General features: G+C 47.7%; 28 protein-coding genes and 1 tRNA gene. 10 read left to right on the top strand and 19 right to left on the bottom strand.

Features of this window, described 5'->3' with window-relative positions; genetic code table 11:
* Positions 1 to 162: 162 nt before the first annotated feature.
* The 7 genes from UWK_RS03870 to UWK_RS03900 all read right to left on the bottom strand — a co-directional run bounded on the left by UWK_RS03870 (position 163) and on the right by UWK_RS03900 (position 4,075).
* On the bottom strand, positions 163 to 483 hold the full coding sequence (locus UWK_RS03870; protein WP_015403040.1) for a cupin domain-containing protein: 321 nt from the start codon (positions 481 to 483) through the stop codon (positions 163 to 165).
* Between the two features lie 87 nt (positions 484 to 570).
* Entirely contained in the window at positions 571 to 759 is a 189-nt protein-coding gene (locus tag UWK_RS03875; protein ID WP_015403041.1) for a ferredoxin, read from the bottom strand.
* A gap of 103 nt (positions 760 to 862) precedes the next feature.
* The gene (locus UWK_RS03880; RefSeq protein WP_015403042.1) at positions 863 to 1,480 is read right to left on the bottom strand and encodes a TetR/AcrR family transcriptional regulator; all 618 of its coding nucleotides are present in this window, start codon (positions 1,478 to 1,480) and stop codon (positions 863 to 865) included.
* 97 nt (positions 1,481 to 1,577) lie between these two features.
* A complete protein-coding gene (locus UWK_RS03885) occupies positions 1,578 to 2,027 on the bottom strand; it encodes a hypothetical protein (RefSeq protein ID WP_015403043.1) in 450 nt (149 codons plus the stop codon).
* 156 nt (positions 2,028 to 2,183) lie between these two features.
* The gene (locus UWK_RS18180) at positions 2,184 to 2,801 is read right to left on the bottom strand and encodes an outer membrane protein (protein ID WP_015403044.1); all 618 of its coding nucleotides are present in this window, start codon (positions 2,799 to 2,801) and stop codon (positions 2,184 to 2,186) included.
* 77 nt (positions 2,802 to 2,878) lie between these two features.
* Positions 2,879 to 3,187, bottom strand: coding sequence for a DUF1104 domain-containing protein (locus UWK_RS03895; protein ID WP_015403045.1), 309 nt, complete (start codon positions 3,185 to 3,187; stop codon positions 2,879 to 2,881).
* A 69-nt stretch (positions 3,188 to 3,256) separates the two neighbouring features.
* Complete coding sequence (locus UWK_RS03900; protein ID WP_015403046.1) at positions 3,257 to 4,075, bottom strand: hypothetical protein; 819 nt, start codon at positions 4,073 to 4,075, stop codon at positions 3,257 to 3,259.
* 207 nt (positions 4,076 to 4,282) lie between these two features.
* Between UWK_RS03900 and UWK_RS03905 the strand changes: the two genes are divergently transcribed.
* Together UWK_RS03905 and UWK_RS18185 are read left to right on the top strand one after the other, a co-directional pair.
* Positions 4,283 to 4,987 carry a response regulator transcription factor gene (locus UWK_RS03905; RefSeq protein ID WP_015403047.1) on the top strand — a complete coding sequence of 235 codons (705 nt, stop codon included), beginning with the start codon at positions 4,283 to 4,285 and terminating at the stop codon, positions 4,985 to 4,987.
* A 2-nt stretch (positions 4,988 to 4,989) separates the two neighbouring features.
* Positions 4,990 to 6,405 carry an ATP-binding protein gene (locus tag UWK_RS18185; RefSeq protein WP_015403048.1) on the top strand — a complete coding sequence of 472 codons (1,416 nt, stop codon included), beginning with the start codon at positions 4,990 to 4,992 and terminating at the stop codon, positions 6,403 to 6,405.
* A 272-nt stretch (positions 6,406 to 6,677) separates the two neighbouring features.
* Here UWK_RS18185 and UWK_RS03920 read toward each other — a convergent pair whose 3' ends face one another.
* From UWK_RS03920 to UWK_RS03930, 3 genes are all read right to left on the bottom strand, one after another.
* Positions 6,678 to 7,118 (bottom strand): EF-hand domain-containing protein, encoded by a 441-nt coding sequence (locus tag UWK_RS03920; protein WP_015403049.1) that lies wholly within the window; start codon positions 7,116 to 7,118, stop codon positions 6,678 to 6,680.
* Positions 7,119 to 7,550: 432 nt separating this feature from the next.
* Complete coding sequence (locus tag UWK_RS03925; protein ID WP_015403050.1) at positions 7,551 to 8,087, bottom strand: HPP family protein; 537 nt, start codon at positions 8,085 to 8,087, stop codon at positions 7,551 to 7,553.
* A 16-nt stretch (positions 8,088 to 8,103) separates the two neighbouring features.
* Complete coding sequence (locus UWK_RS03930) at positions 8,104 to 8,715, bottom strand: CBS domain-containing protein (RefSeq protein ID WP_015403051.1); 612 nt, start codon at positions 8,713 to 8,715, stop codon at positions 8,104 to 8,106.
* 340 nt (positions 8,716 to 9,055) lie between these two features.
* Between UWK_RS03930 and UWK_RS03935 the strand changes: the two genes are divergently transcribed.
* Genes UWK_RS03935 through UWK_RS03960 form a run of 6 tightly spaced genes read left to right on the top strand, consistent with a single transcriptional unit; the run spans position 9,056 to position 14,641 of the window.
* Positions 9,056 to 9,664 carry a TetR/AcrR family transcriptional regulator gene (locus UWK_RS03935; protein ID WP_015403052.1) on the top strand — a complete coding sequence of 203 codons (609 nt, stop codon included), beginning with the start codon at positions 9,056 to 9,058 and terminating at the stop codon, positions 9,662 to 9,664.
* Entirely contained in the window at positions 9,661 to 10,812 is a 1,152-nt protein-coding gene (locus tag UWK_RS03940) for an efflux RND transporter periplasmic adaptor subunit (protein ID WP_015403053.1), read from the top strand. Before UWK_RS03935 ends, UWK_RS03940 begins: the two co-directional genes overlap by 4 nt.
* Entirely contained in the window at positions 10,809 to 12,014 is a 1,206-nt protein-coding gene (locus UWK_RS03945) for an ABC transporter permease (RefSeq protein WP_015403054.1), read from the top strand. Before UWK_RS03940 ends, UWK_RS03945 begins: the two co-directional genes overlap by 4 nt.
* 1 nt (position 12,015) lies before the next feature.
* Entirely contained in the window at positions 12,016 to 12,723 is a 708-nt protein-coding gene (locus UWK_RS03950) for an ABC transporter ATP-binding protein (protein WP_015403055.1), read from the top strand.
* 33 nt (positions 12,724 to 12,756) lie between these two features.
* On the top strand, positions 12,757 to 13,221 hold the full coding sequence (locus UWK_RS03955) for a cytochrome c (RefSeq protein ID WP_015403056.1): 465 nt from the start codon (positions 12,757 to 12,759) through the stop codon (positions 13,219 to 13,221).
* The gene (locus UWK_RS03960; RefSeq protein WP_015403057.1) at positions 13,208 to 14,641 is read left to right on the top strand and encodes an efflux transporter outer membrane subunit; all 1,434 of its coding nucleotides are present in this window, start codon (positions 13,208 to 13,210) and stop codon (positions 14,639 to 14,641) included. The genes UWK_RS03955 and UWK_RS03960 overlap by 14 nt, the downstream gene beginning before the upstream one ends.
* A 442-nt stretch (positions 14,642 to 15,083) precedes the next feature.
* On the opposite strand, the gene UWK_RS03965 is transcribed toward UWK_RS03960, so the two are convergent.
* The 6 genes from UWK_RS03965 to UWK_RS03990 form a co-directional block, all read right to left on the bottom strand.
* A tRNA-Leu gene (locus tag UWK_RS03965) sits at positions 15,084 to 15,169 on the bottom strand.
* A 20-nt stretch (positions 15,170 to 15,189) separates the two neighbouring features.
* The gene (gene secG, locus UWK_RS03970) at positions 15,190 to 15,567 is read right to left on the bottom strand and encodes a preprotein translocase subunit SecG (RefSeq protein ID WP_015403058.1); all 378 of its coding nucleotides are present in this window, start codon (positions 15,565 to 15,567) and stop codon (positions 15,190 to 15,192) included.
* Between the two features lie 13 nt (positions 15,568 to 15,580).
* Entirely contained in the window at positions 15,581 to 16,336 is a 756-nt protein-coding gene (gene tpiA, locus UWK_RS03975; protein ID WP_015403059.1) for a triose-phosphate isomerase, read from the bottom strand.
* Positions 16,337 to 16,368: 32 nt separating this feature from the next.
* Positions 16,369 to 17,547 carry a phosphoglycerate kinase gene (locus UWK_RS03980; RefSeq protein WP_015403060.1) on the bottom strand — a complete coding sequence of 393 codons (1,179 nt, stop codon included), beginning with the start codon at positions 17,545 to 17,547 and terminating at the stop codon, positions 16,369 to 16,371.
* A gap of 12 nt (positions 17,548 to 17,559) precedes the next feature.
* Positions 17,560 to 18,009: a ribosomal protein S18-alanine N-acetyltransferase gene (gene rimI, locus UWK_RS03985; protein ID WP_015403061.1), complete on the bottom strand. Its 450-nt coding sequence runs from the start codon at positions 18,007 to 18,009 to the stop codon at positions 17,560 to 17,562.
* 2 nt (positions 18,010 to 18,011) lie between these two features.
* The gene (locus UWK_RS03990) at positions 18,012 to 19,229 is read right to left on the bottom strand and encodes a type I glyceraldehyde-3-phosphate dehydrogenase (protein WP_015403062.1); all 1,218 of its coding nucleotides are present in this window, start codon (positions 19,227 to 19,229) and stop codon (positions 18,012 to 18,014) included.
* Between the two features lie 189 nt (positions 19,230 to 19,418).
* Here UWK_RS03990 and sfsA point away from each other — a divergent pair, with 189 nt between their 5' ends.
* Positions 19,419 to 20,117 carry a DNA/RNA nuclease SfsA gene (sfsA, locus tag UWK_RS03995; RefSeq protein ID WP_015403063.1) on the top strand — a complete coding sequence of 233 codons (699 nt, stop codon included), beginning with the start codon at positions 19,419 to 19,421 and terminating at the stop codon, positions 20,115 to 20,117.
* Positions 20,118 to 20,132: 15 nt separating this feature from the next.
* On the top strand, positions 20,133 to 20,831 hold the full coding sequence (gene queC / locus UWK_RS04000; RefSeq protein ID WP_015403064.1) for a 7-cyano-7-deazaguanine synthase QueC: 699 nt from the start codon (positions 20,133 to 20,135) through the stop codon (positions 20,829 to 20,831).
* Between the two features lie 60 nt (positions 20,832 to 20,891).
* Here the strand turns inward: queC and UWK_RS04005 are convergent, their stop codons facing one another.
* From UWK_RS04005 to lepB, 3 genes are read right to left on the bottom strand one after another with little or no spacing between them, the layout of a single operon-like run.
* Positions 20,892 to 22,178: a dihydroorotase gene (locus tag UWK_RS04005; protein ID WP_015403065.1), complete on the bottom strand. Its 1,287-nt coding sequence runs from the start codon at positions 22,176 to 22,178 to the stop codon at positions 20,892 to 20,894.
* Between the two features lie 2 nt (positions 22,179 to 22,180).
* The gene (locus UWK_RS04010) at positions 22,181 to 23,143 is read right to left on the bottom strand and encodes an aspartate carbamoyltransferase catalytic subunit (RefSeq protein ID WP_322740788.1); all 963 of its coding nucleotides are present in this window, start codon (positions 23,141 to 23,143) and stop codon (positions 22,181 to 22,183) included.
* Between the two features lie 2 nt (positions 23,144 to 23,145).
* Entirely contained in the window at positions 23,146 to 23,793 is a 648-nt protein-coding gene (gene lepB / locus UWK_RS04015; RefSeq protein ID WP_015403067.1) for a signal peptidase I, read from the bottom strand.
* Positions 23,794 to 24,093: the final 300 nt, after the last annotated feature.

Here is a 24,093-nt window from a genome sequence, read left to right on the forward strand (position 1 = left end):
CCTGGACGGCCGCAGCAGAGCCCCCAGGGATGGGTTTATGGCGTCCCATATAATCGACACGGAACAACTCCGGGTTGCTAAGCTGAGTTTCGATGGTAATCAAGTTTATTTTTATTCTTCAAAACTTCATTGACTTGAATCAATACTTTTCTTTTTCTTAATTTAAATCGGAGGGGTGATGGTGACCACGATACGCATATCGCTTTCCGCTTTAACCCCATGCGGCTCCCTTATTTCAGAAATAAGAATATCACCTGTTTTGGCAGGTATCTCAGCTTCATCCTTTCCCAGAAAATACCCACTCCCCTCGATGACATGGATGGAAAGCTGACCATCCAAATCATGGGAGTGGACCGGAAAGGTATGACCAGCAGAAAGATTGAAGTTGATTATTTTAAAATTGGGCGAATCCTGGACAAGGAAGAACCGTTTCATTCCGCCTTCCGTAAACTCTCTGGTCTCATCAAGACTTATCTTTTTCATGGAACTCCTCCTCACATAAGGAAAGGATCCGAAGTAAAAACCACCTCGGACGACCTCTTTTGTTGTATCCGTATGTCCTGAACAGGACTACTCATCTTCAAGTTCGATAGCACCGACCGGGCACGATTCCACCGCCTCCTCGCAGTTACAGGTGGAACACTTGTCAGATCCGATGACCCAGGATTTCTCGTCTCGGATTTCGAAAACTTCGGGACAGAGCTCGGCACATATTTCACAGCCAATACACAATTCATGATCAACGATAGGCTTTGCCATAACATCCTCCTTTGTGAAATCATTTTCACATAATAGGCAAAAAAATATTATCCCTGAAAGCCAAGCAAAAAAGTGCACAGCCCCAGGTTGTTTCTACTTGTCGTCATCCGGAACCCCGCTCGTTTTTTCCGGTCAGCAGCAGTCGAAAAAGTGGCCATGCTGCGCTGAAATGCCCCTCAACATCAAACTGTCCTTCACTCATGTGCCAGAGCAGGGCCGCTGGCTGGACAATACCAAAAAACATCCTGGCTACGGCTCCAGGTTCCAGGCTACTCCGAATCTCTCCCTTAGCCTGTCCTTCACGAATGATCTCTTCCAGTTCTGCGAGATAACTGCTGACGATAAAGAACATCTGTTGACGCCTGATCCGTTTCTGCCCCCACAACTCGTCGGAAAAGACGATGCGCGGGATACCCTGGTTCTGGATGATCAGCCTGCTATGACGGACAAGCAATTCATGGAGGCGATCGACGGCGTTTTCTCTTATCTGCCGAACATTCACTATATTTCTATAGAGTTTACCCCGTATATGTTCCAGGATTGCGCTTAAGATTGCATCCCTGTTTTTGAAGTGACGGTAGAGTGCCGAAGGGGCCAAACCCAGATGGGCGGCAATCTCAGTGACCTTCAGCTTTTTCACCTCGTTATCACTAAGGATGTGCAAGGCAGCTTCGACGATCTGTTCCTTCCGTATGCCCGAGGAAAGTTTTTCCGTAGTCATATTATTTGCTCCTTAAGTGAACTTAAATTCACATTAGGCAGTCCCTGTTGTGTTGTCAATCCCGAAAAAGACAAAATCAAGTTCCTATCACTATCGACTACAAGTTGTTCAGCAAATCCAGTTGTTGGCGATCAAGTATGTTACTGGTATTGTAAACACAGCGAAGATGAACCATGCTTGCCTCAGCCTTCAACCCGGCAATGGCTTGAACGAGTGATTGTAGCTCATCGGGAGTCTTTCCCGATAAAATCCCCTCTGCAACCTGTTTCTCCAGCGGTGCAATTTCCTGACCCAGTTTTCGAACATCTTCAATAGTTTCCTTCCTCACTACAAGCAGTTTGCCCTTCTGTTCTTCTGAAAGACGTAATTCCGGATTATCCCACTGTTGCATCAGCAGCTGGGTAAGGTGAGGAATTTTACCTGTTATTAGAAAAGGAGGACTGTTTCCCTGTTTTCCATTCACCCTTCCCTGGGCCATAAGATTAGCGGCTGACAGGGAGAGTATCATCATTAAAACAGCGACCAAGGCAATACGAGTTTTTGTCATTTTTATTTATCCTTATTTTGTGCTCAGGGTGCCAAAACTAACAACCTGCTAATCGAACTGAAAGGAGTAACAAATAAAGAGCACTGAAGAAAAGCTTTCAAGTGCTCTTTAGTGTTCTTCTATAATGTCACGCTGAATACAGCTACGTTACAGTTCCTAAAAGCTGTAACGTAGTCCAAGCATCAGGTCATTGCTGTTAACATTGAAATCAGCACCATCAATGCTAGCCTCACTGGTACCAATAAACCTGTACTGAGCATCAACAGACCACTGGTCGTTGAAAGCATAGGCTACACCCCCAATGAACTGGTATGTGAATACATCGTCACTGTCGGAATCATTAAAGCCAGCGTCGTTGATGTCAAGTTTAGACCAGCCTATTCCGCCACCGACAAATGGTGTCCAGGCAGAGCCGGTATCAACATCGTAAAAACCATTGACCATAAAGGAAAGAGTTTTCAGGTCGCCCTCGTTAAAGCTACCGTAATAGTTGTTGTAGTACGTTATATCAAGGTCATTCTTTTGTTTGATAATCTCTAGTTCCATACGCATCGGGCTCACAAAATCATACCCTGCAGCAAGAGAACCTACAAAGCCGCTGTCATATGTCATTTTGGCTGTCCCGCCTCCATTTGGCATGTTGTCTATATCAGCATCCATACCCATACCTATGCCTATATTCCCCTTAATGTAAAAGGAATCTTTGGCGGCCATTGAACTCACAGGAGCAACGAGTACAGTCAGCGTTGCTACAGTTAATAAGGTTTTTTTCATTTTATATTCCTCTTTTGAAAATTTAATAAAGATAAATATTTTCTTATATAATTTCTACATCGACACAGATATAAGCTTTAGCGTTTCCGGCCACCTCCCCCACCACTCCCACGCCTTTGCTGAGTACTACTATCATCTCTTTTTGCATTGGCTGGTTGTCCAGTGTATTGCTGCCGTTCCTCTGGCGTCATATTCTGCATGCGCTCCTGCCATTCAGAACGAAAAGCATTACGCTCTTCCTCGCTTGCCTCCTGCAGAGTTCCCCGCGAGTTACTGAGTTCTTCATTACTCATGCTGGAATAATCGTTTACTGCCCATACCGGTGTTGCTGCTGTCATGAACGTCATGGTCAACATAATTGCTGTTTTTTGAATCTTGCATGTCATGATTTTTCCTCCATATTTTTTTGGGAATCATAATTCACAGGCCGTCTTAAGTTCCTCACCTGCTCCATCTCATTTGTTTTGGCTCTTGTTTCCAAGCAATTGTATGCCATTTCTTCCTACACCCTCACGATCCTTGAGGGTCGCATTCTTAGCCAGGTATACTTTTGCCCATATTTCAATCGGTTCATGGCTGCCACCGCCCTGTGCACCTCCTTTTCCTCCCATTTTTTTGCCACCTCCTCCACCACCCCTTCCGCCTCGACCACCACCGGAAGATACTTTGCCGGATGGTTTTTCTGGTTTACCGGTCTCAAGCCCGACACCGATAGTGTTGTTTTTTTTTGAGTAAGTTAGTGGAACTTTCAGTTCATAAACCAGATACCCTTGCTGCATTCCGAGTCGGACATATATCCCCATTTCTTCAGCTTTGTTCGTCGGTAATGTTTGACGGGTCTCTTCCACCCCACTGAGTATGGCCAGGCTGTACTGTGTATCTTCCAGCATTTCCTCCATACCATTTCTTGTTTTATGGTCTGACATGCGTCCCGGGATCAGATTTTGTCTGGCAAGTGGGAACTGTAGGCCGAATGTTTTTCTGTTCTCTCCTGTGTCATCAAGCCATACGGTGAAACCGGTTCGCAAAAGCATCATATTGGTAACCTGGTTTCTACTTAACAAGCGGATATAGAGACTATCCTCATCGTTCATCATAGACACTCGCACCCTGGAATTTTCATCAAAATACTGTGGATTTTCCGGCCAGGCAGCATCTCTACCGTTTAAAGAAATCGGTTCAGTCCACTGGCTTTGCAGTTCCACTTCGTTACATCCAACCAGAGAGATGGTTACCAGAGGAATTAAGAGGGTAAGGAGCTTAGTTGGTTTCATAATGTTCTCTCTTTTGTTTTTTGTTAAACCTCTTGACTTGAATCGATAATGATTTGTCGATTAGCCTTGGATTTTTCTAAAGTACAGCACTCTCTGACTGATTGCTGTTAAGCTCCGGTCAAGTTGTGTAAAGTTGTGTAAAGCTATTACACTGATTAGAAATAGTGCAGTAGTATCCGAGAGAGAATGATCTTCGGAGGAGACGATATGAAAACAATTTTAGTCATTGATGATGACAAAGAACTGTGCGAGTTGCTGGTTGAATTTTTACAGCCAGAAGGATTTAGAGTTGAAACAGTGAATGAGCCACACGGCGGCTTACGGCAGGCCTTATCCGGTGAATACTGTCTGGTGGTTCTTGATGTGATGCTTCCAGGCATGACGGGATTCGAACTCTTGCGGAATCTCAGGATATCTTCGCAGGTTCCTGTGCTGATGCTTACAGCCAGAGGTGAGGATATTGATCGTATTATTGGCCTGGAGATGGGGGCGGATGATTATCTGCCCAAACCATTTAACCCTCGCGAACTTGTGGCCAGGATTCAAGCCATTTGGCGTCGAGTTCAGCCAGAAGAAAAACAGCAGTTGGAGAATACGTCCCGGATTGAACTTGATGATATTGTACTTGATTTTGGTTCAAGGAGTGTGAAACAGAATAACAATACCATTAAAGTTACCGCCGTCGAGTTTTCCTTGCTTTATGAGTTGTTGCGTAAGGCTGGTCAGGTATTGACACGTGAGGAGTTGACCCAAAGGGTTTTGAATCGTAAGCTTGAGATTTTTGACCGCAGCATCGATGTCCATGTCAGCAGCCTGCGAAAAAAGCTGGGGCACAATATAGACAACCGAGAACGGATCAAGACCATACGCAGTGTTGGCTATCTTTATACCCAAGCACATCAGGATTTGTAATCATGCGTAGCCTTTTTTGTAAACTTTTTATGAGCTTTCTTCTTATCACACTGCTTGCCAGTTTCACCACGGTGATGATCTCTTATTGGGCACAAGTTGGCCCCTATGGTGAGCTTAAAAAGCGGGTGGAGCATAACCAGATTCAATCTTTGACTCATTCTCTTTCGGTAATCGGCCTGGCGGCAGTGAAGATACTTGAAATTGGCGACAAGGAAGCATTGATTGCTTATTTACAGGAAGTTGGAAAACAGCACCACAGTCGAATTGTTTTGCTGCAGGAAGACAACAGCACCTTTTCAGATCACAAGCTGCCACCGAACGCTGCTGATCTTGTTGTTTCTTCCCGTAAATCGCATGATATTCAATACAACCTATCCGAAACAGAAATCATTGTCGCCATTCCCCTTTTTAGCAAAAACAGACAGATAATGACACTCATCGGAAGCACGGCCAGGATTGTGCGGCCTCGTGTTTTTATAGACAATAAACAGGAAAAAGTATGGCATCGGCTACTCTTTTTTCGTCAACGTTTTGGCTTACCCGTAATTGTAATAGTTTCTGTTGCTGCGGCAGGTTGTTACCTGCTGGCCCGTTCACTGACTGCACCAATCCGTGATTTACGCAAGGCCACCCAGCGAATGAGCAAAGGTGATTTCTCAGCCCGGGTTGATCTTTGCAATCGCAGGAGAGATGAAATTGCGGATTTGAGCCGTGATTTTAACATGATGGCCGAACGAACCCAGTCTTTAATCCAGTCTCAGAAGCGATTGTTACGCGATGTTTCTCATGAACTGCGTTCCCCGTTGACCAGGCAGAATCTTGCGGTGGAACTGGCCCGGCAACGATTCAGCGATGCGGAACCTTATCTTGCGAGAATTGAAAAAGAGTCTGGACGGCTCAGTGAACTCATTGACCAGCTCCTCATCTTGACCAGGCTTGAAGGGAGTGTGGATAACACACCCAAAGAGCTAGTGCATTTACATGAATTATTGAATGATATTGTACGTGATGCCAATTTTGAGGCTGCCAGTCGGGATCGAAGAATAGAAATACAAAACCTGAATGAGATTACAATGTTCGGTTCCATGGAGATGCTTGGTCGGGCTCTGGAGAATGTGATTCGCAATGGCTTACGCTATACTACAGCCGGAAGCGCCGTTGAGATCAGTACATCAAAAGGTAAGGATTCTGCAACTATTATTGTCCGAGATCATGGCCCAGGTGTACCGCAGAAGTATCTTGAACATATTTTTAAACCTTTTTTTCGGGTAGCAGAGTCGCGTGGCCGTGACAGCGGCGGCACGGGTATCGGCCTGGCCATCGCCAAACAGGCGATCCTGATGCATGGCGGTGGAATAGTAGCAAGAAATGCCGAGGAAGGCGGTCTGATAATTGAGATTCACTTACCGTTGTCGTAATCAGCCCACTTTTCTCATGAATATTTTGTTCCAAAATTTTAATATACTCCAACAAATGCTAAATGGTTTGTTTGTTAACAAAATGTTCACCAAAAGCGTTTCAATATAACCAATCCTGTTTTCTCGCTCGCCCCTCACATCTGTGGTCATCTCAACTCGTGAGAAACCCGGACTAGGGCCTCGGAATAATCCCAAAGGCCCTAACATTTTGCTCAAGCCCCGATGACATCCCCTCCATCTTGGTCGCTAATAGAGTTGTGCATCTCTTTGCATTAAGCTTGGATATTAACCGGGGAATAATCCTCTGGATCCTCCTCCTGCTCCCCAAACATATCCATCAATGTCGAGAAGGAATCATTTTCCGCATTTGATTGATAGGCAGCATGGGATTGCAAAGATGCTGCCCCGCTTCGAAGACCTCCCGTCTTCTCCTGAATTTCTCTCATCATGGATTCCATTTCACCCCTATCCATCAGCCCGTCATTATTGGCATCATAGGTCTTTGCTACCTCCGCCACGTTCATTGTCTGGCCTGTCATCCCAGACATTTTGTCGGCCATTGTCTGGAGTTCAGCCTGATCAATAGCGCCGTTTTTGTCGGCGTCAAGCTTGTTAAATCGTCCTTCAGCTCCTTTCCCTTGCCCTTGCCGTGCGCCCTGCGCCTGCTGCATATTAGCAAAAGAATAACTATACGATCCACTTATTCCGTTCATCGTAATGACTCCTTTTTTGGTTATGGAGATGATGAAAGAGAGGATGTCCGTTTCCAATCTCCTGTAAAAGCATTCCTCTATCAACTGTACATGGAGATAGTTTTATCTCCACTGATATTCAAATCGGGCTGGAATCTAATTTTCTATAGCTTCTTTACAATAACTTTACAAACCGAAGGTGATAAAGAATATTAGAGTACGAATGCCTTTTAGAAATGTCCATACTGTTGCCCTGTAGAAGGTCAGAGCATAACCACAAAGAAAAGGTGCTGAATAGAAGAATTTGTCGAATTCAAAAGCGGAAAAGGCTGTTCTCAACAACTTCGCACTGGCAACGTGTTCCCCGGTAAAGGCATCAAAACCTACCTGGCCATCGATTCAACATCAGCCTGTACCAAGGAGTCCATCCCAGATCTGGGGATTTTCAGACACTCAAAACCAGAATTCCGGATAACGTCGATTTCTCGGTATATTATTGACCAGCAGGGCGATGATAAGCATTGTTACTGCCCCTAACGCCACCGGTACAATGACATACAGATATCCCAGGGCATGAACGTTATCACTTCCGATAACAGCAATCAGGGCAGTGGCCCCGCCTGGCGGATGAAGGGTACAGGTAGCGTGCATAACAGCAATGGCGGTGGCCACCGCAAGGGCTGCAGCCAGCCACATCTGGCCATGAAATGTTTGATAACAAAAGACCCCTATGATGGCCGATAAAATGTGACCGCCGACCAGATTACGTGGCTGAGCCAGGGGACTTCTTATAGCCCCGTAAATGAGAACGGCGGACGCACCAAAAGAACCGATAATCATCACCAGGTCACTTTCAGCCAAAAAATTATAATGAAGGAGGGCAACTGCCGCTATCCCCAGAAAAGCCCCCAACCAGGACCAGGCTATTTCCGACAATCCTGGTCGAGGTGGACTTTTAGTGATCCCCTTCATTTTTTGAAAGTATGCCATTGTGTGCTTTCTCCTCTTACAAAAGTTGTGAGCGGACAATATCGCCCCTGGAAAGAATACCCACAATCTTTTCTCCTTGCTGATCGAGCACAGGGAGCCGATTGATATTATTTTTTGACATTATGACTGTGATTTCACCTAGGGGGGTATTCTCTCTGATCGTAAATGGAGGATGGCTCATAATATCAGCAGCCACCCTTTCAGGACTAGATACAGCAACACACCCTTTTCCCTGAAGACTGTTAGTGATTATAGACATAAAAGATCTGTTGTTGGTACCCAGATCCTTGAGAAAGTCTTGTTCTGACAAAACCCCCACCACTCTTTCTTCGTTATCCAAAACCGGCACCCCCGAGATGGAGGCAGCTGCCATTCGCTTTGCCGCTTCCAGCAGTGGGGTATTTGCAGCAACGCTTACTACCTCTCGGCTCATGATATCTCTGGCAAGTATAGAGTTGGTCAGCCGTTCCATGGCATGCTGATAAGAAAGTTTATACAGCTCCTTAAAGTCACTTGCAGTGATGTCAAGGTAGCCAGAAATTTCCTTCATCGCCTCATATATGTCCTCATCGGAAATGGCTAATCTTTCTGGCAGACAAGGCTGGGTGGAACTTTTTGCTGTTTCCATGGTCACTCTCTCTTTTTTGCTAGTGATCAATGTGGTTACTTCACCTCTATCGCTTCAACCGGGCAGCAATCAACCGCTTTTCCACAGTCGCAGGTCTCACTTTTGTGAATTTGTTTTCACATTAATCTGGCCAAACGATGTTGTCAATATGTTGGAAATGGTACTTTACGAACCTTCTCCATAACAACTTAGGGACTACCCATTAGTAAATCTGTTACTTCCTTGACTGATACCATCACTTAGATTTTTTCGCTAATATCAAAAAAACATGCTTGACAACATCCGAAGTACACCATACCTTTAAAGTGAGTAATCAATTACTATCTTTTCAGGAGGTTTTATGGTAACCCAGAGCAAACATCTTCCGGCAGAAGAGCGCCGTACAGTAACTGTCGAAGCCGTGATTGAGTTGGCTGCAGAACAAAATCCGAATGATATCACTACATCTGCTATTGCTGCCCGTATGGGATTGACACAGGGCGCTCTGTTTCGACACTTTCCCAGTAAGGCAGCCATTCTCCAGGCAGTGATGGAATGGGTGGCCGAGCGACTGCTGACAAGGTTGGATAAGGCCATACAGGAGGCCCCATCGCCACTCGCCTCTCTTGAAGCCATGTTCATGGCCCATGTGCTGTTTGTAGCTGAACATCCTGGCGTTCCCCGCATTCTGTTTGGCGAGTTGCAGCATTCTGAAAAAACCGCTTCCAAGATGATGGTACAGGCACTCATCAAGCATTATGGCGAACGCCTTCACCGGTTGCTCAAAGAGGGAAAAATACTAAAAGAACTGGACGCTGATCTCGACATAGAGGCGGCTGCCACTCTCTTTATCGGCACCATTCAGGGGCTCATAATGCAATCACTCCTGGCAGGTGATGTGGATCATATTCGTCGTGATGCACCGAGGGTTTTCAATATCTATCGTCGTGGCATAAGGAGCATGCAATGAAAAAATTCCCCATACAAGGACGTACCCTGGCACTGGTGGTGGTAATTTTGCCACTCCTGGCTCTCTTTATCTATGTCGCTTTGCGTTCAGGGCCGCTGGCCCCTGTACCAGTGACCGTGACCACGGTAAAGAAACAGAGCATTACACCTGCACTCTTTGGCATCGGTAATGTCGAGGCTCAATACACCTACAAGATCGGTCCGACCTTTGTGGGGCGCCTGAAACACCTCGATGTTCAAGTTGGAGATCTTGTTAAGGCCGGGCAGGTACTTGGCGTAATGGACCCCGTTGATCTTGACGACAGAATCCACGCTCAAGATTTCGCAGTGAAGCGCGCCAATGCCCAGTTGAGTGAAGCCAAGGCCAGGCAGACTTATGCGCTAACGCAGGCTCAACGGTATGAACAATTACTGGCCGCGCGATCAACCAGTGAGGAAAGCGTTGCTACTAAAAATCATGAACTTGATGTGGCTGCGGCAGCTTTAAAGGCAGCCTCTGAGGAACTCGATCGTGTCCAGTCTGAACGCGATGCCCTGATAGCCCAACGCAACAATCTGAAACTTGTCGCCCCGACTGATGCACTGGTCGCCCTGCGCAATGTTGACCCAGGTACGACAATCGTGGCTGGCCAGGCAGTGGTAGAGCTGGTCGATCCCCTAAAAATGTGGGTTAATGTGCGCTTTGATCAAATTCACTCAGGTGGAGTAGCAGCCAATCTGCCAGCCCAGATCGTACTCCGCTCTCAGTCGGAAAAAGTTCTAGGGGGTCGAGTGATACGGGTTGAACCATTGGCCGATGCCGTGACTGAGGAAACCCTGGCTAAGGTGGTGTTCAATCAGCGTCCTGAGCCACTGCCGCCAATAGGTGAACTGGCCGAAATAACAGTGTTTTTACTGCCACTCCCAGCTGCACCAATTATTCCCAACGCAGCCATCCAGCGAATCGATGGCCGATTGGGGGTATGGCAGGTAAAAAATGGTGATCTGCACTTCACACCGGTCTCACTCGGTGTTGCTGATCTGGAGGGTCATGTGCAGGTTCGCGAGGGACTCAATAATGGAGACCAAATCGTGGTTTATAGTGCAAAGTCCTTGACAGCAGGCACCCGCATTGATGTTGTTGATCACATCCCTGGTGTAAAGCCATGATCAGCCTTGCGGGACGCGACATCATGCATGCCTGGGGCAAATTCGTTTTTACCGGTGTCGGCCTTGGGCTGCTTATCGGCGTGACACTGTCCATGGCTGGGATTTATCGAGGCATGGTGGATGATGCCAAGGTGCTTCTTGACAACAGTGGCGCTGATCTCTGGGTTGTTCAACAAGACACCCTCGGTCCCTATGCTGAACCGTCAAGCATCTACGATGACGCCTGGCGCTCCATTCGTGGCATGCCTGGCGTTGTAAGGACTGCCAATGTTACCTATCTTACCATGCAGGTTAAGCAAGGCGAACGAGATGTACGAACCATGGTTACCGGCATCACTCCCGGAGAGCCCGGTACCCCCGGATGGCCCCCATATCTCGTCGCCGGTCGCCAGATCACCCGTGGCCATTACGAGGCCGTGGCGGATATCGCCTCCGGATTTAAGCTTGGCGATAAGCTCCAGATCCGCCGCAACTACTACACTGTGGTTGGCTTGACCAGGAGAATGGTCTCTTCTAATGGTGATCCAATGGTATTCATCCCACTCAAGGATGCTCAGGAGGCCCAATTTCTCAAGGACAATGACGCCATCCACCAGCAACGGCGTCGCACCACTGCCAACCCGGCATTCAATCAACCGAACGTTCCAGGTTTACTCGATGCGATCATCGCCACCCAAAGCATCAATCCTTACGTTAATGCAGTACTGGTGCAGCTTGAAACGGGCCACAACCCTGATATTGTGGCAGAATCGATCCGCCGTTGGAAACGCTTGACAGTCTACACGCGCAGCCAGATGGAGGAAATACTCGTTGGTAAACTCATTGCCACTGCGGCAAAACAGATATTCATGTTTCTGGTTATTCTTTCGGTTGTCAGCTCAGCTATTGTTGCTTTCATTATCTACACTCTGACCCTTGGCAAGATACGCGAAATTGCCGTGCTGAAATTAATCGGCACTAAAAACCGGACCATTGTCGCTTTGATTATGCAACAGTCTGTTGCTCTAGGCATGATTGGTTTTGTCGTAGGAAAAATCACAGCCACTTTACTGATGGCACCGTTTTTTCCTAAATATGTCCTTTTGGAGCCCCTCGACTCGGTCGTCGGTTTTGCCGCCGTAGTGCTGATATGCATTCTGTCGAGCGTTATCGCCATTCGTGCTGCTCTCAAGGTCGATCCGGCTGAGGCCATTGGGGGTTGATATGGGTTATAAAGGTATTCAAATCGAAGGATTAAAAAAACGTTATGGCAACGGAGAAACCGCCGTAGATGCCCTTAAAAAGGTAGATATGCATGTGGCCCCAGGTGAAGTGGTCGGTCTGATCGGACCGTCAGGATCAGGCAAAAGTACGTTGCTGAAATCCCTCGGAGCGGTGATCGAACCCACTGCCGGGCGAATGATTCTTGGAGATGAGGTCATTTATGACGATGGCTGGAAAGTGAAGGATTTGCGCGCCCTGCGCCGCGATAAAATTGGTTTTGTCTTCCAGGCTCCGTATCTCATTCCTTTCCTCGATGTAACCGACAACATCGCATTGCTCCCCATGCTTGCAGGTGTGCCAAATGGTGAAGCACGTGAGCGGGCAATAGAGTTACTAAAAGCCCTTGATGTGGAACATCGTGCCAAGGCCATGCCATCCCAACTCTCGGGAGGTGAGCAGCAGAGGGTAGCCATTGCCCGGGGCTTGATTAACCGCCCACCGGTAATTCTAGCCGACGAGCCTACGGCACCTCTCGACAGCGAACGGGCACTGGCTGTCATTCGTATTTTAAACGATATGGCTCACCAGTACGAAACGGCTATCATCATAGTCACCCATGATGAAAAAATCATCCCGACCTTCAAACGCATCTATCATATCCGTGATGGCGTAACCTACGAGGAAGCCGGAGAAGGTCGCGATTTTTAGTGAAAGCAGAGCAAGAGAGGCTCACAACTACCAATGAAATACAAACAAGCTATCAAAACAATCGGTGCTGTCAGTACGATTGGGACATCGTTGCTGCTCGCTGGCATTATGGCTTTGGCTGATACCAACACGAAGGCAGGGCCGCTCACTCTTGTAAAGATCATGCAAGACCAGGGCATGTATATGGAGAAAATTACCGCAGGTATTATTCGTGAAGATTGGCAACAGGTGTCAGAAAGTGCACTGCGGATTGCCGGCCATCCTCAGCCGCCGCTGACCGAGAAGATCCGTATCCTTGGTTTTGTCGGTTCGGATGTCAACACGTATAAGAACTACGACAAGAAAACCAGCCAGGCAGGTCAGGAACTCAGTCAAGCAGCTGAGCGCCAGGATGGAATACTGGTGGTTTCTGCCTTTGCAACTTTGCAAACCAGTTGCCTTTCCTGTCATCAGCATTTTCGCATACCGTTTCAGGAGTATTTTTATGAGCATCGTTAAAACAATAACTGGCCACATCTTCACTGCATCTATCATTGCCGGCCTGCTGGCTGCTTGTTCGATTGGCCCGGATTTCAAGCGCCCCCAATCTCCTAAGGTGGAGAATTACACCCCCACTCCAATAAACCTTGGAGGATCACAGCGTATCAGCGAGGACGGCCTGGTCAATCAACAATGGTGGCATGAGCTCGGCTCAGCAAAGCTAAACGCCCTGATCGATGAAGCCTTGCAAGCTAACCCCACACTGATTGGTTATCAGGCTACGCTACGCCAGGCCGATGAACTGTATGCTGCCCAGGCTGGCTCGAGCCTGTATCCCCAGCTTGGTGCCAACGTAGGTGGCCAGCGGCTGCGCTCTAATCCCGGCATTTTATCAGGGCAGAGTGGTGATACCCAGGAATTCAGTATTTACAACACCAGTGTCGGCGTTCAGTACACCTTCGACCTGGTCGGCGGTAACCGACGCGCCTTGGAGTCCCTGGCCGCCAAGGTTGATTATCAACGCTTCCAACTTGAAGGAGCCAGACTGACGCTAACAACTCATATTGTTACAACCGCTGTCACTCAGGCCAAGCTTGCTGGTCAAATCCAGGCCACAGAGGCCATCCTTCAGTCCCAGGAAGAACAGATGGAGCTGACCAGAGAGCGTGTACGTCTTGGCCAGGCCGATCGAGATGATGTCCTGGCCTTGCAAGTCCAGGTAGAACAGACCCGTGCCAGTATTCCACCCTTGCGGAATCAACTTCAGCAAAACGAGCACCTGCTTGCTGTACTCACCGGTCGGGCTCCAGGGAACGGAGAAGGACCATCCTTCTCCCTTCACGAATTCACTCTGCCGGCTGATCTGCCCCTAACCGTCCCCTCCGTACTGGTTCGCACCCGCCCCGACATTCTGGCTGCCGAAGCCCTGCTGCATGCGGCCAATGCAGAATACGGTGTGGCTATTGCCCAGCTTTACCCCCAACTCACCCTCAGCGCCAATCTTGGTTCACAGGCCTTAACCACCAGTGCGTTGTTTGGCAGCAACTCAGCTATTTGGAGTCTGGTCGGACAGCTGACGCAACCCCTGTTTAATCCGGGATTACCAGCACAAAAACGGGCAGCCCTGGCTGCATTCGATGCAGCGGCGGCCAGTTACCAAAATGTAGTGCTCGAATCGTTACGTAATGTGGCTGATGTGCTGCGTGCCTTGGATAACGATACTCAAAGGTTGACTTCCCTTTCCGCTGTCGATGTGGCAACGCAGGAATCGTTGGAATCCATCCGGCGACAATATGCCCTTGGAGCCGTGAGCTATGTCGGTCTACTCATTGCACAACAGCAGGCACAACAGGTACGAGTAGCTCTGGTCGAGGCGCAGGCACAACGCCTTATCGATAGTGCCGCCTTCTATCAAGCCATGGGTGGAAATGAAGGATGATAAACATTTGCATTAGAGGAATACATCTTCTGACAAGGTATCGTCGCCTGCTCCTGCCATAAAAAAGTGGCGTTACGATTAAGAAACTTTCTCATCATTTCAAAACCTTATCCCATATCAATCTGGATACTTACACCCGCCTACCGAATGTTTCCCTTAGCGATCAGAAAGAACTTCAGGGTAGGAGAAACAACACCTGCTCAGCCTCCGTCACATTAGGAAATATACAGTCATGAATCAGTTGTCTTTTTCAATTAGTGCTCTGAAATCGCTGTTCACATATTGCTATCCAATTATCATGTGAGTTTTCTCGATCTCGGGCCGAGAGATCTCTCTCAACCCGGCTTTGTTTAACGGGTACAGAAAAAAACAACAAAAAACCCGCTAACCAATTCTGGTTGCGGGTTTGATGTCCATCTATGGACTATGATGGATTAGTTAATGGTGCCGAAGGCGAGAATCGAACTCGCACGACCGTGGGCCACTGCCCCCTCAAGACAGCGTGTCTACCAGTTCCACCACTTCGGCACACAATTCTATGACTTATTTTATTCCTGAGCTTTAGGAGCCTCCGGAGCAGGTGAAGCTTCTTCAGATACCGCTGTGGGCATTGGGATTACCGTTTCAGCAGATTCTTTTTTTTCTTCCACCATAGTAGCTTGCGGTACTACGTTCATCAATGATCCGGTACTTGAGGTCGATGAAATATAAGCAAGACTTACAGATGTAACCATAAAAACTATTGCAGATGCTGTTGTAATCTTATTAAGCAGCGGCACAGGGCCTTCTGACCCGAACAGCGACTGACTAGACCCACCACCACCAAATGCAGCTCCTGCATCAGCGCCTTTTCCATGCTGGAGCAGGACAATGACAATCAGGAAGAAACATACTGCAACATGAGCAATGGTTAAAAGAGTTAGCATTAACTACTTGGTCTCAAATAAAATTAATAATTCTACAAAACGAATCAGCATCAAGCGCCGCACCGCCGACAAGCGCACCGTCTATATCGGTCTGCGCCATTAGTTCATCGACGTTATCAGGTTTGACCGAGCCACCATACAATATTCTAACGGTGTCGGCAATATTTTTTTCAAACATTTCTGCTAATAGTTTCCGAATAAAGGCATGAGCCTCCTGAGCCTGTTCCTTACTGGCCGTTTTTCCGGTACCTATCGCCCATACCGGCTCATAGGCCACAACAGTTTTCCCCATATCCTGGAGACTAACCCCTGCAAGTCCTTCTCGGAGCTGTTCTTCTAATATTTCAAAGGTCTTCTCACCTTCTCTTTCTTCCAAAGTTTCTCCAACACAAAAAACCGGAATCAGACCGAATGCCAATGCACCGAGAACTCGCTTATTAATGATCGCATGATCTTCATGAAAAATCTGCCGACGCTCAGAGTGCCCGATTATGGCGGCTGTTCCTCCGGCTGATTTGATCATGGTTGGCGATATTTCCCCGGTAAAAGCACCCTCAGCTTCCCAGCAAACATTTTGAGAGGCAATCAGGACATCACTGCCCTGCAGGACATGCGCCACCTCACTGAGCACCGTGTATGGCGGGGCCAGCAGGACATCTCGGTCAGCCAACCCGGCGGAACATTTCCCTATCGCAGCGGCCAGCTGACATGCATCAATTACAGTAGTATGCATTTTCCAGTTTCCAGCAAGTAATGGTCTACGTTTCATTCCACCTCCAGATTACCAAATTATCAGAAAGATCACTTTCTCAGGACTTCCACACCAGGCAACGTCTTCCCTTCCATAAGTGCCAGAAAAGCTCCGCCCCCTGTGGACATATACGAGATATTGGCAGCTTCACCCGATTTTTTCACTGCAGCATTGGAATCTCCTCCGCCTGTTACAGACAGGGCATGCGATGAGGCTACCGCCTGGCATATAGCCATTGTACCACGAGCAAAGGCATCCATTTCAAAGGCTCCCATGGGACCATTCCAGACGATAGTTCGAGCATCCGCCATCGCTTCCTGGAAATAGATTGTACTTGCAGGACCGATATCCAGCGCCATCCAGCCTTCAGGCACATCACGGGAGGTGACATTTTTAACAACAGCATCAGCAGCAAATCGATCCGCAGCGACAAAATCAACAGGAAGATAAAGCTTAACCCCTTTCTCCTCAGCTTCCCGCACAAATTCCCGGGCACTGGCAAGAAGATCTTCTTCTATCTTTGATGCCCCCATATCAATCCCCTGACTCTTCAGGAATGTGTTGGCCATGGCACCACCAATTATCATGGTATCAACCTTATCCAACATATTTTTCAGAGCACCAAGTTTGGAAGAAACTTTTGCGCCGCCAACAAGGGCTACCAGAGGTCGCACCGGAGTGTCCATGGCCTTGTGGAAAAAATCCATTTCGGTCTGCAGCAAAAAGCCTGCCGCCTTCTCAGCAACACAGGCAGGGATTCCGACCACGGAGGCGTGAGCCCGGTGCGATACGGCAAAGGCATCATTGATATAAACATCTGCCATGCGGGCTATCTGCTCGGCAAAAACTGTGTCATTTTCAGTTTCCTGCTTATGGAAACGTAGATTCTCGAGCATCACCACATCACCCGGCTGCATCGCAGCAACAAGAGCCTCACTTTCTCCCCCGACACAGTCAGGAGCAAGAAGCACCGGGCGCTCGAGAATAGCGGCGAGATGACTGGCAGCAGGAGCAAGACTGAACTCCATAACCCGTTTTCCGCCGGGTCGACCCATATGGGAGCAGAGAATCAGTTTCGCTTCCTGATTCAGGATATGGTTGATAGTGGGCAAAGCCATGCGAATACGGATATCGTCTGTTATATTTCCATCTCCGTCCATTGGCACATTAAAATCAACCCGTACCAGTACCCGCTTTCCCTTCAAGTCAAGATCACGAATTGTATTCATGCAACCTTCCTCTTATTCTGGATCGTCGTTCAACCTCAGGACGTACATAACGGCATCGTCCACAGGCTCTTTATAATAGTCTTTACGTCTTCCGGTTTTCAAAAAACCGTGTTGTTCATAGAGCCTTAATGCTGGATGGTTCTGGGAACGAACTTCAAGAAATATCTGCTCGGCTCCCTGCCCCTTCGCAATTGAGCAGAACTCCTGCAACAAAGCCCTGCCAATGCCCGATCTCCGAACTTCAGGGCCTACCGTTATTTTTAAAAGCTCTGCCTCAACACCCGTCTGCAAACCACAGCACCAGGCCCTCACCTCACCATCCGGAGCCACGGCAACAAGAGCAATCCCGTATTTTCGTTGGAGCTCAGAACGGATCTGCTGCCTGTTCCATGCTGAAAGACTGCGTTCCTCAATGGCTGACACGGTCGCAACATCCCCACCATTCATCTGGCGGATATGCATACCTACAGCATCTTATCAGCGACGGTTACCGTCAGATCGCCCAGTGTATTGGTATAACTTCCAAGTTCGTTATCATACCAGGCATAAACTACGGCCTGGGTGATGGGAACATTAAGGATATGATTAGCCCCAGCATCAATTTGGCAGCTCTTCAGTTTCTGAAGGTTCACTGGAATAGACGCTGTCCGGGTATGCGTCTCCGTTCCTTCAATTACGGCAGCAGCCTCGGGGACACCTATGATATCCGAAGAGACATTCTGGTCCTCGGAAAATTCAAGATACTTGCTGTTTTCAGCATATTCACGGTAAATGGAATTGATCCGCTCCCGCTTCAACGGGCTGTCAAGATCGTCCTGAAAATTCATCACCAGGACAATAAGTGACCCGGTGGAGGTGGGAACCCGCACAGATTCTGCAATAAACCCAATGGATTGCATCTCTGGGATAACCAGAGCCAGAGCCTTGGCTGCTCCCGTGGTGGTCAGAATAATGTTATTAAGAATTGAACGATTTTTCCTGAGATCTGCAGCACCGGACTTTGGCAGAGTATCAAGAACCTTCTGACTGCCTGTTGCCGCATGAACCGTCACCATGGAAGCACTCAGGAAATTTTCTGCGCCAATGGATTCCATCAGTGGTTTTATCATGTAGGAAAGACAGGTGGTGGTACAGGATGCGGCAGAGATAAGTGCGTGCCTGGATGGGTCATAATCCTCATCATTTATTCCCATAACTGCCGTTACAGCATCCGCTGGCATATCAATGCCCTTAGATTTAATTTTAAATGGAGCCGACAGCATAACCTTCTCAGCTCCTGCCTGCAGATGGCCACGTAAGGCCCCCCACCCCGCATCCGCATCAGCTGTGGGATCAGTGAACGCCCCGGTGGTATCCACCACCAGCTTCACATTATTTTCCTGCCAGGCTATATCTTTAGGATTTCTGGCAGTACGAAGAAATTTCACCGGCACACCATTAATAACCATGGTTCCAGCCTCTTCATTCAGCTCTTCGATCACCCTGCCGCCCCTGTGGCCATGCAGATAGGTGCCAAGGCGTCCAAATGATGAATCCCGCTCTACCGAAGCTGCAAGGTCATTCAATCCCTGACCGATTTCACGGCCAACGTTAACCACCAGTCCTGAAAAATGTTTCCTTGAGACGTGGTGCCAGAGGGAGAGTTTTCCAATTCGACCCATGCCGTTTAAACCTAATTTCATAACAACGCTTCTCCTGTAGAGGTATTGTATTTTCTGCCTGCACTCTAAAAACAGACGGTATCAAATAGACGAAATGCAATGAGGTCGGTGCTTTCTCCTTCCCCTTTCAGCATTCATTCCTTATACTGTAAATTCGATGATTCTTCAAAGATTAAACATAATTGATACAAAAATCCACTCCATTTGACCATGCAATTTGAGACCCCGCTCCAATCGGCCACACTTGTCAAACGCTACAAACGCTTTCTGGCCGATGTAACCACTGCCGAAGGCAGGAAAATTATTGTCTACTGCCCGAACACCGGAACTATGCGAAGCTGTTCAACTCCTGGTAGTCAAGTAATGCTCTCCACTTCTCCCAACCTTAATCGTAAATACCCTCAGACTCTGGAGATGATACGGGAAAATGACACCTGGATAGGAGTAAACACCGGGCTCACCAATACAATTGTGGCCGAAGCTATCCATGAGGGCCGCATTAAAGAATTTCAGAATATCGACAGAATAACAAGAGAAATTGTCACCTCAAAATCAAGTCGACTCGATCTGCTCCTTGAACAGAGAGACAAAAAAATTTATGTGGAGATAAAAAACTGCTCCCTTGTTGAAGAGGGCTGGGCGATGTTTCCAGATGCTGTAACAACACGGGGAACTAAACATCTCGAAGAACTGGCAAGTCTGGTAAAACAGGGACACCAGGGAGTTATCTTTTTTTGCATTCAACGCAGTGATGCGGATCGCTTCAGGCCAGCCGCTCATATTGATCCAGTCTACGCCAGCACTCTTGCTGAAGTGAGCAATAAAGGGGTACAGATAATCGCCTATCAAGCAGAAGTCCGGCCTGAGTCAATCTCTATACGAAAAGCAATCCCCTGCTTTCTCAAATAACACCATATAACAGCCATGATTCCTGACAACAAAAAAGCAGTGATTCTTTTCAGTGGAGGCCTTGACTCCACCACCGTTCTCGCTATAGCCAAGGAAGCTGGCTACTCATGCTATTGCCTCAGTTTTCAATATGGCCAGAAACAGACTGTTGAGCTGGAAAAAGCCCGGCGAATTGCCGATGCAAGCCAAGTTGCTAAACACCTTATCTTAAACCTCGATCTGGATAAAATCGGTGGTTCTGCTCTTACAGACTCCATAGACGTCCCTAAAGATAGAGACATGATACATAATGCGGAAGAAATTCCCATTACTTATGTCCCTGCACGGAATATCATCTTTCTGGCCCACGCTGTGGCCTGGGCAGAGGTACTTGGCGCAACGGAAATTTTTATTGGCATAAATGCAGTGGACTACTCAGGATATCCGGACTGTCGCCCGGAATTTTTGGAATCTTTCACACAAATGGCAAACCTGGGAACTCGAGCAGGGATTGAGAAAACGGGAAGATTCTCTATTCAGGCCCCCTTACTGAATATGAGTAAGGCGGAAATTATTAAAACGGGTATTGGGCTCGGGGTTGATTACGCCACAACCCATAGCTGTTATGATCCGGTTAGCGGAAAAGCCTGTGGCAGATGCGACGCCTGTGTGCTGCGCATGAAGGGCTTCAGCGAAGCCGGGATTGTAGATCCAACTGATTACATCAAGACCTGAGCCACACTCAGCTGAGTATCTCCTGAAAAATATACGTGTCTTCAGGAAGTTGATGCGATTTCACGTCAGTTCATTGTGCGTGATCCGGCCTCCCATAACTGTCAGCACTGCTTTCCCCTGCAGTTCCCAATCAAGAAAAGGAGAATTCTTCCCCTTGGAAAGAATCGAATCTTCCGTAAAGACATATCTTTTTTCCGGATCAATGACCGTTATATCTGCAACATTTCCCTGAGCAATCGTTCCACCTTCGACCTGTAAAATTCGTGCCGGGGCTGAAGACATCAGCTCTACCATACGCAGTGCACCAATCACCCCATCCCTGACAAGAGCCAAGGATAAGGACAATGATGTCTCAAGACCAATAACCCCGTTTGCCGCCCGATCAAACTCGAGTTCTTTTTCCAACACGGAATGGGGGGCATGATCTGTGGCTATGGCATCGAAGGTACCGTCCTGCAGACCTTTCCTGATTGCCTGCCTGTCTTTTTCTGTCCTCAGGGGAGGATTCATTTTGGCATTGGTATTGTAATCGCCAACCGCCTCATCGGTAAGGGTGAAATAATGGGGTGCTGTTTCGGCAGTCACCCGCACGCCTCTTGCCTTCGCTTGAGCGATAAGTTCGGCAGCCGCCCCGGTACTGACGTGGGCAATATGGATTCGCTGCCCGGTAAGTTCTGCCAGGGCTATCTCCCGATATACCATAATCGCTTCAGCAGCAGCAGGAATTCCGCGCAACCCGAGACGGGTGGAGACCACCCCTTCATTCATCGAACCATTTCGACTCAATGCCATCTCTTCAGAATGAGAAATCACCAGAAGGTCATGACTTCCGGCATATTGCATCGCTCGACGCATCAACTGACTATCAAGAACAGGAAGCCCATCGTCACTTACTGCAACAGCGCCTGCTTGCCTCAATTCACCATATTCTGCAAGCCCCGCCCCCTTGCTTCCCTTGCTGATAGCGCCAACAGGATACACTCTTGCCGAGCCTTCTCTGGTGGCAGCCTTGGTAATAAACTGAGTAACAGAGGCGCAATCATTTACGGGAGTAGTGTTTGGCATACATGCAACAGCAGTAAAACCTCCTGCCGCAGCAGCCCTGGTACCAGATTTTATAGTTTCCTTATACTCCTCACCCGGCTCCCGGAGATGGACATGCATATCAATAAGCCCAGGAACAATCCACTTCCCATGCACATCATAAACTTCACTGTTTTCAGGGATTTCTTTCTGTGCAGGAACGATAACACCATCTTCTACCCATAGATCTCCCTTTGCGTCCACACCGGTAACTGGATCGAGAAGACGTCCGTTTTGAAGGATTAACCTGTTCACTGTTGTCATGATTATCCTCTCCCTCCTTCCCGTCCCATCACCAGATATAATAACGCCATCCGTACGGCCACACCGTTAGTCACCTGTTCCAGGATCACAGACCCCTTTCCGTCAGCGACGTCCGGATTCATCTCCACACCACGATTAATAGGGCCGGGGTGCATAACCAGCACATCGGGGCGAGCATGTTTTTGAAGCAGATTATGGTTAATGCCATAAAACTGGGAATACTCACGAAGCGAAGGAATCAAGGGATCATCCTGACGTTCCCGCTGAATACGAAGAGCCATTACAACATCGGCATCTGTCACTGCCTCGACAATGGAGCCACAAACTCTTGCGCCAAGTGCATCAAGTCCAGGAACCATAAACGTCTCAGGGCCTGCAACTCTTACTTCTGCACCAAGCTTTGTAAAACCGAGAATATCAGAATGAGCGACTCTGCTGTGGGCTATGTCCCCGACAATGGCAATTTTCAGTCCTTCTACGGTTCCCCTGTGTTCACGAACTGTCATCATATCAAGAAGTGCCTGACTGGGGTGTTCATGAGTTCCGTCTCCAGCATTAATAATTGAAGCCTCTACATGACGGGCAAGAAGACCAGGTGCACCGGAGCTACCATGCCTGACGATTATAGTATCAGGATTCATGGCCTGGAGATTACGGGCCGTATCAATCAGCGTTTCACCTTTAGTGGCAGAACTGGTGGATGCAGCAATATTAAAGGTATCTGCACTCATACGTTTCGCCGCTATCTCAAAGGAGAGTCGTGTCCTGGTGGAAGGTTCAAAGAAAAAATTAATAATAGTCTTTCCCTTCAGGGTGGGAACTTTTTTGATGGAACGGCTGGATATCTCTTTAAAGGAAATCGCTGTATCCAGAATATGAAAGATATCGGCAACAGATAGCTGTTCTATTCCAAGGATATGTTTATGCTTGAACTGATAGGCGTCTTTCACGTTTTTTGTACTCACCCTCAATAGACAATGTTACCAATCCGCCCCCAGCGAATGGAAGTAAAACGATCAACTGACATAAGCGGCTCATCAAGATCCCAGGACCAGTATAAAATAAAAGCCTTTCCAAGGACATCCTTTAACGGAACAAAGCCCCAGAACCTACTGTCATAGCTGTTATCACGATTATCCCCCATAACAAACAGGGTACCTTCGGGAACTTTTACCGGCCCCATATTATCTCGAGGCCCTGTACCTGCGGCCATAACAGTGCTTTCGGTGAAATGGGCGTGGGGATTAGTAATAGGTTCTCCATTCAAAAAGAGTTGTTTGTCTTTCACTTCAACAATATCACCGGCAATGCCGACAACCCTTTTTATATAATCAATAGAGCGATCTTTTGGAAAGCGAAAGACCACGACATCGTCACGTTCAGGACTTTTCCAGGGAATAAGCACGTTTCCCGTCATGGGGATCTTAACCCCATAGATAAATTTATTTACCAATAAATGGTCACCAATCTGAAGAGTTGGCAACATGGAACCGGAAGGAATCTTAAAAGCCTGGACAATAAAGCTCCGAATAAAGAGAGCAAGTATAATAGCTATGATAATCGCTTCAACGTACTCGCGAACAACTGATTTTTGGGGCTTTTGACTACTCAGCACTGGAAACTCCCATAAAGAGACATTAAAATAACCTGACAACCACACAATGAAACAAAACTACTCGAAAGTAAGACCAATTTCAAGACACCCTACAAAGAGTTGTCACATATAAAATAAAATCAATACCTTCAGCCAGCGCACCTCAGGAGACTACACCACATAGTGAGCCACGCCTAGGCAGAATACCTATATATAGTACAAAATGACACAATCAATGGTCTTCCCATTATTTAACTACCTGTTTTAGCAACAAGAAAATATCGGCTTTTATATCACCACTCCTTGACAAACACTTTTTTT

Origin of the sequence: Desulfocapsa sulfexigens DSM 10523, from assembly GCF_000341395.1 — a bacterium.
Classification (GTDB): Bacteria; Desulfobacterota; Desulfobulbia; order Desulfobulbales; family Desulfocapsaceae; genus Desulfocapsa; species Desulfocapsa sulfexigens.

Coding starts and splice junctions, on each gene's coding strand:
- UWK_RS03990 (WP_015403062.1), bottom strand. CDS start 19,229: ATGAAATTAGGTTTAAACGGCATGGGTCGAATTGGAAAACTCTCCCTC.
- UWK_RS03925 (WP_015403050.1), bottom strand. CDS start 8,087: ATGGCATACTTTCAAAAAATGAAGGGGATCACTAAAAGTCCACCTCGA.
- UWK_RS18180 (WP_015403044.1), bottom strand. CDS start 2,801: ATGAAAAAAACCTTATTAACTGTAGCAACGCTGACTGTACTCGTTGCT.
- UWK_RS03895 (WP_015403045.1), bottom strand. CDS start 3,187: ATGACATGCAAGATTCAAAAAACAGCAATTATGTTGACCATGACGTTC.
- UWK_RS03955 (WP_015403056.1), top strand. CDS start 12,757: ATGAAATACAAACAAGCTATCAAAACAATCGGTGCTGTCAGTACGATT.
- sfsA (WP_015403063.1), top strand. CDS start 19,419: ATGCAATTTGAGACCCCGCTCCAATCGGCCACACTTGTCAAACGCTAC.
- UWK_RS03880 (WP_015403042.1), bottom strand. CDS start 1,480: ATGACTACGGAAAAACTTTCCTCGGGCATACGGAAGGAACAGATCGTC.
- secG (WP_015403058.1), bottom strand. CDS start 15,567: ATGCTAACTCTTTTAACCATTGCTCATGTTGCAGTATGTTTCTTCCTG.
- UWK_RS03980 (WP_015403060.1), bottom strand. CDS start 17,547: ATGAATACAATTCGTGATCTTGACTTGAAGGGAAAGCGGGTACTGGTA.
- UWK_RS03960 (WP_015403057.1), top strand. CDS start 13,208: ATGAGCATCGTTAAAACAATAACTGGCCACATCTTCACTGCATCTATC.
- UWK_RS03945 (WP_015403054.1), top strand. CDS start 10,809: ATGATCAGCCTTGCGGGACGCGACATCATGCATGCCTGGGGCAAATTC.
- rimI (WP_015403061.1), bottom strand. CDS start 18,009: ATGCATATCCGCCAGATGAATGGTGGGGATGTTGCGACCGTGTCAGCC.
- UWK_RS03950 (WP_015403055.1), top strand. CDS start 12,016: ATGGGTTATAAAGGTATTCAAATCGAAGGATTAAAAAAACGTTATGGC.
- UWK_RS18185 (WP_015403048.1), top strand. CDS start 4,990: ATGCGTAGCCTTTTTTGTAAACTTTTTATGAGCTTTCTTCTTATCACA.
- queC (WP_015403064.1), top strand. CDS start 20,133: ATGATTCCTGACAACAAAAAAGCAGTGATTCTTTTCAGTGGAGGCCTT.
- UWK_RS03875 (WP_015403041.1), bottom strand. CDS start 759: ATGGCAAAGCCTATCGTTGATCATGAATTGTGTATTGGCTGTGAAATA.
- UWK_RS03905 (WP_015403047.1), top strand. CDS start 4,283: ATGAAAACAATTTTAGTCATTGATGATGACAAAGAACTGTGCGAGTTG.
- UWK_RS03930 (WP_015403051.1), bottom strand. CDS start 8,715: ATGGAAACAGCAAAAAGTTCCACCCAGCCTTGTCTGCCAGAAAGATTA.
- UWK_RS03900 (WP_015403046.1), bottom strand. CDS start 4,075: ATGAAACCAACTAAGCTCCTTACCCTCTTAATTCCTCTGGTAACCATC.
- UWK_RS03885 (WP_015403043.1), bottom strand. CDS start 2,027: ATGACAAAAACTCGTATTGCCTTGGTCGCTGTTTTAATGATGATACTC.
- UWK_RS03870 (WP_015403040.1), bottom strand. CDS start 483: ATGAAAAAGATAAGTCTTGATGAGACCAGAGAGTTTACGGAAGGCGGA.
- UWK_RS03940 (WP_015403053.1), top strand. CDS start 9,661: ATGAAAAAATTCCCCATACAAGGACGTACCCTGGCACTGGTGGTGGTA.
- UWK_RS04005 (WP_015403065.1), bottom strand. CDS start 22,178: ATGACAACAGTGAACAGGTTAATCCTTCAAAACGGACGTCTTCTCGAT.
- UWK_RS03935 (WP_015403052.1), top strand. CDS start 9,056: ATGGTAACCCAGAGCAAACATCTTCCGGCAGAAGAGCGCCGTACAGTA.
- tpiA (WP_015403059.1), bottom strand. CDS start 16,336: ATGAAACGTAGACCATTACTTGCTGGAAACTGGAAAATGCATACTACT.
- UWK_RS03920 (WP_015403049.1), bottom strand. CDS start 7,118: ATGAACGGAATAAGTGGATCGTATAGTTATTCTTTTGCTAATATGCAG.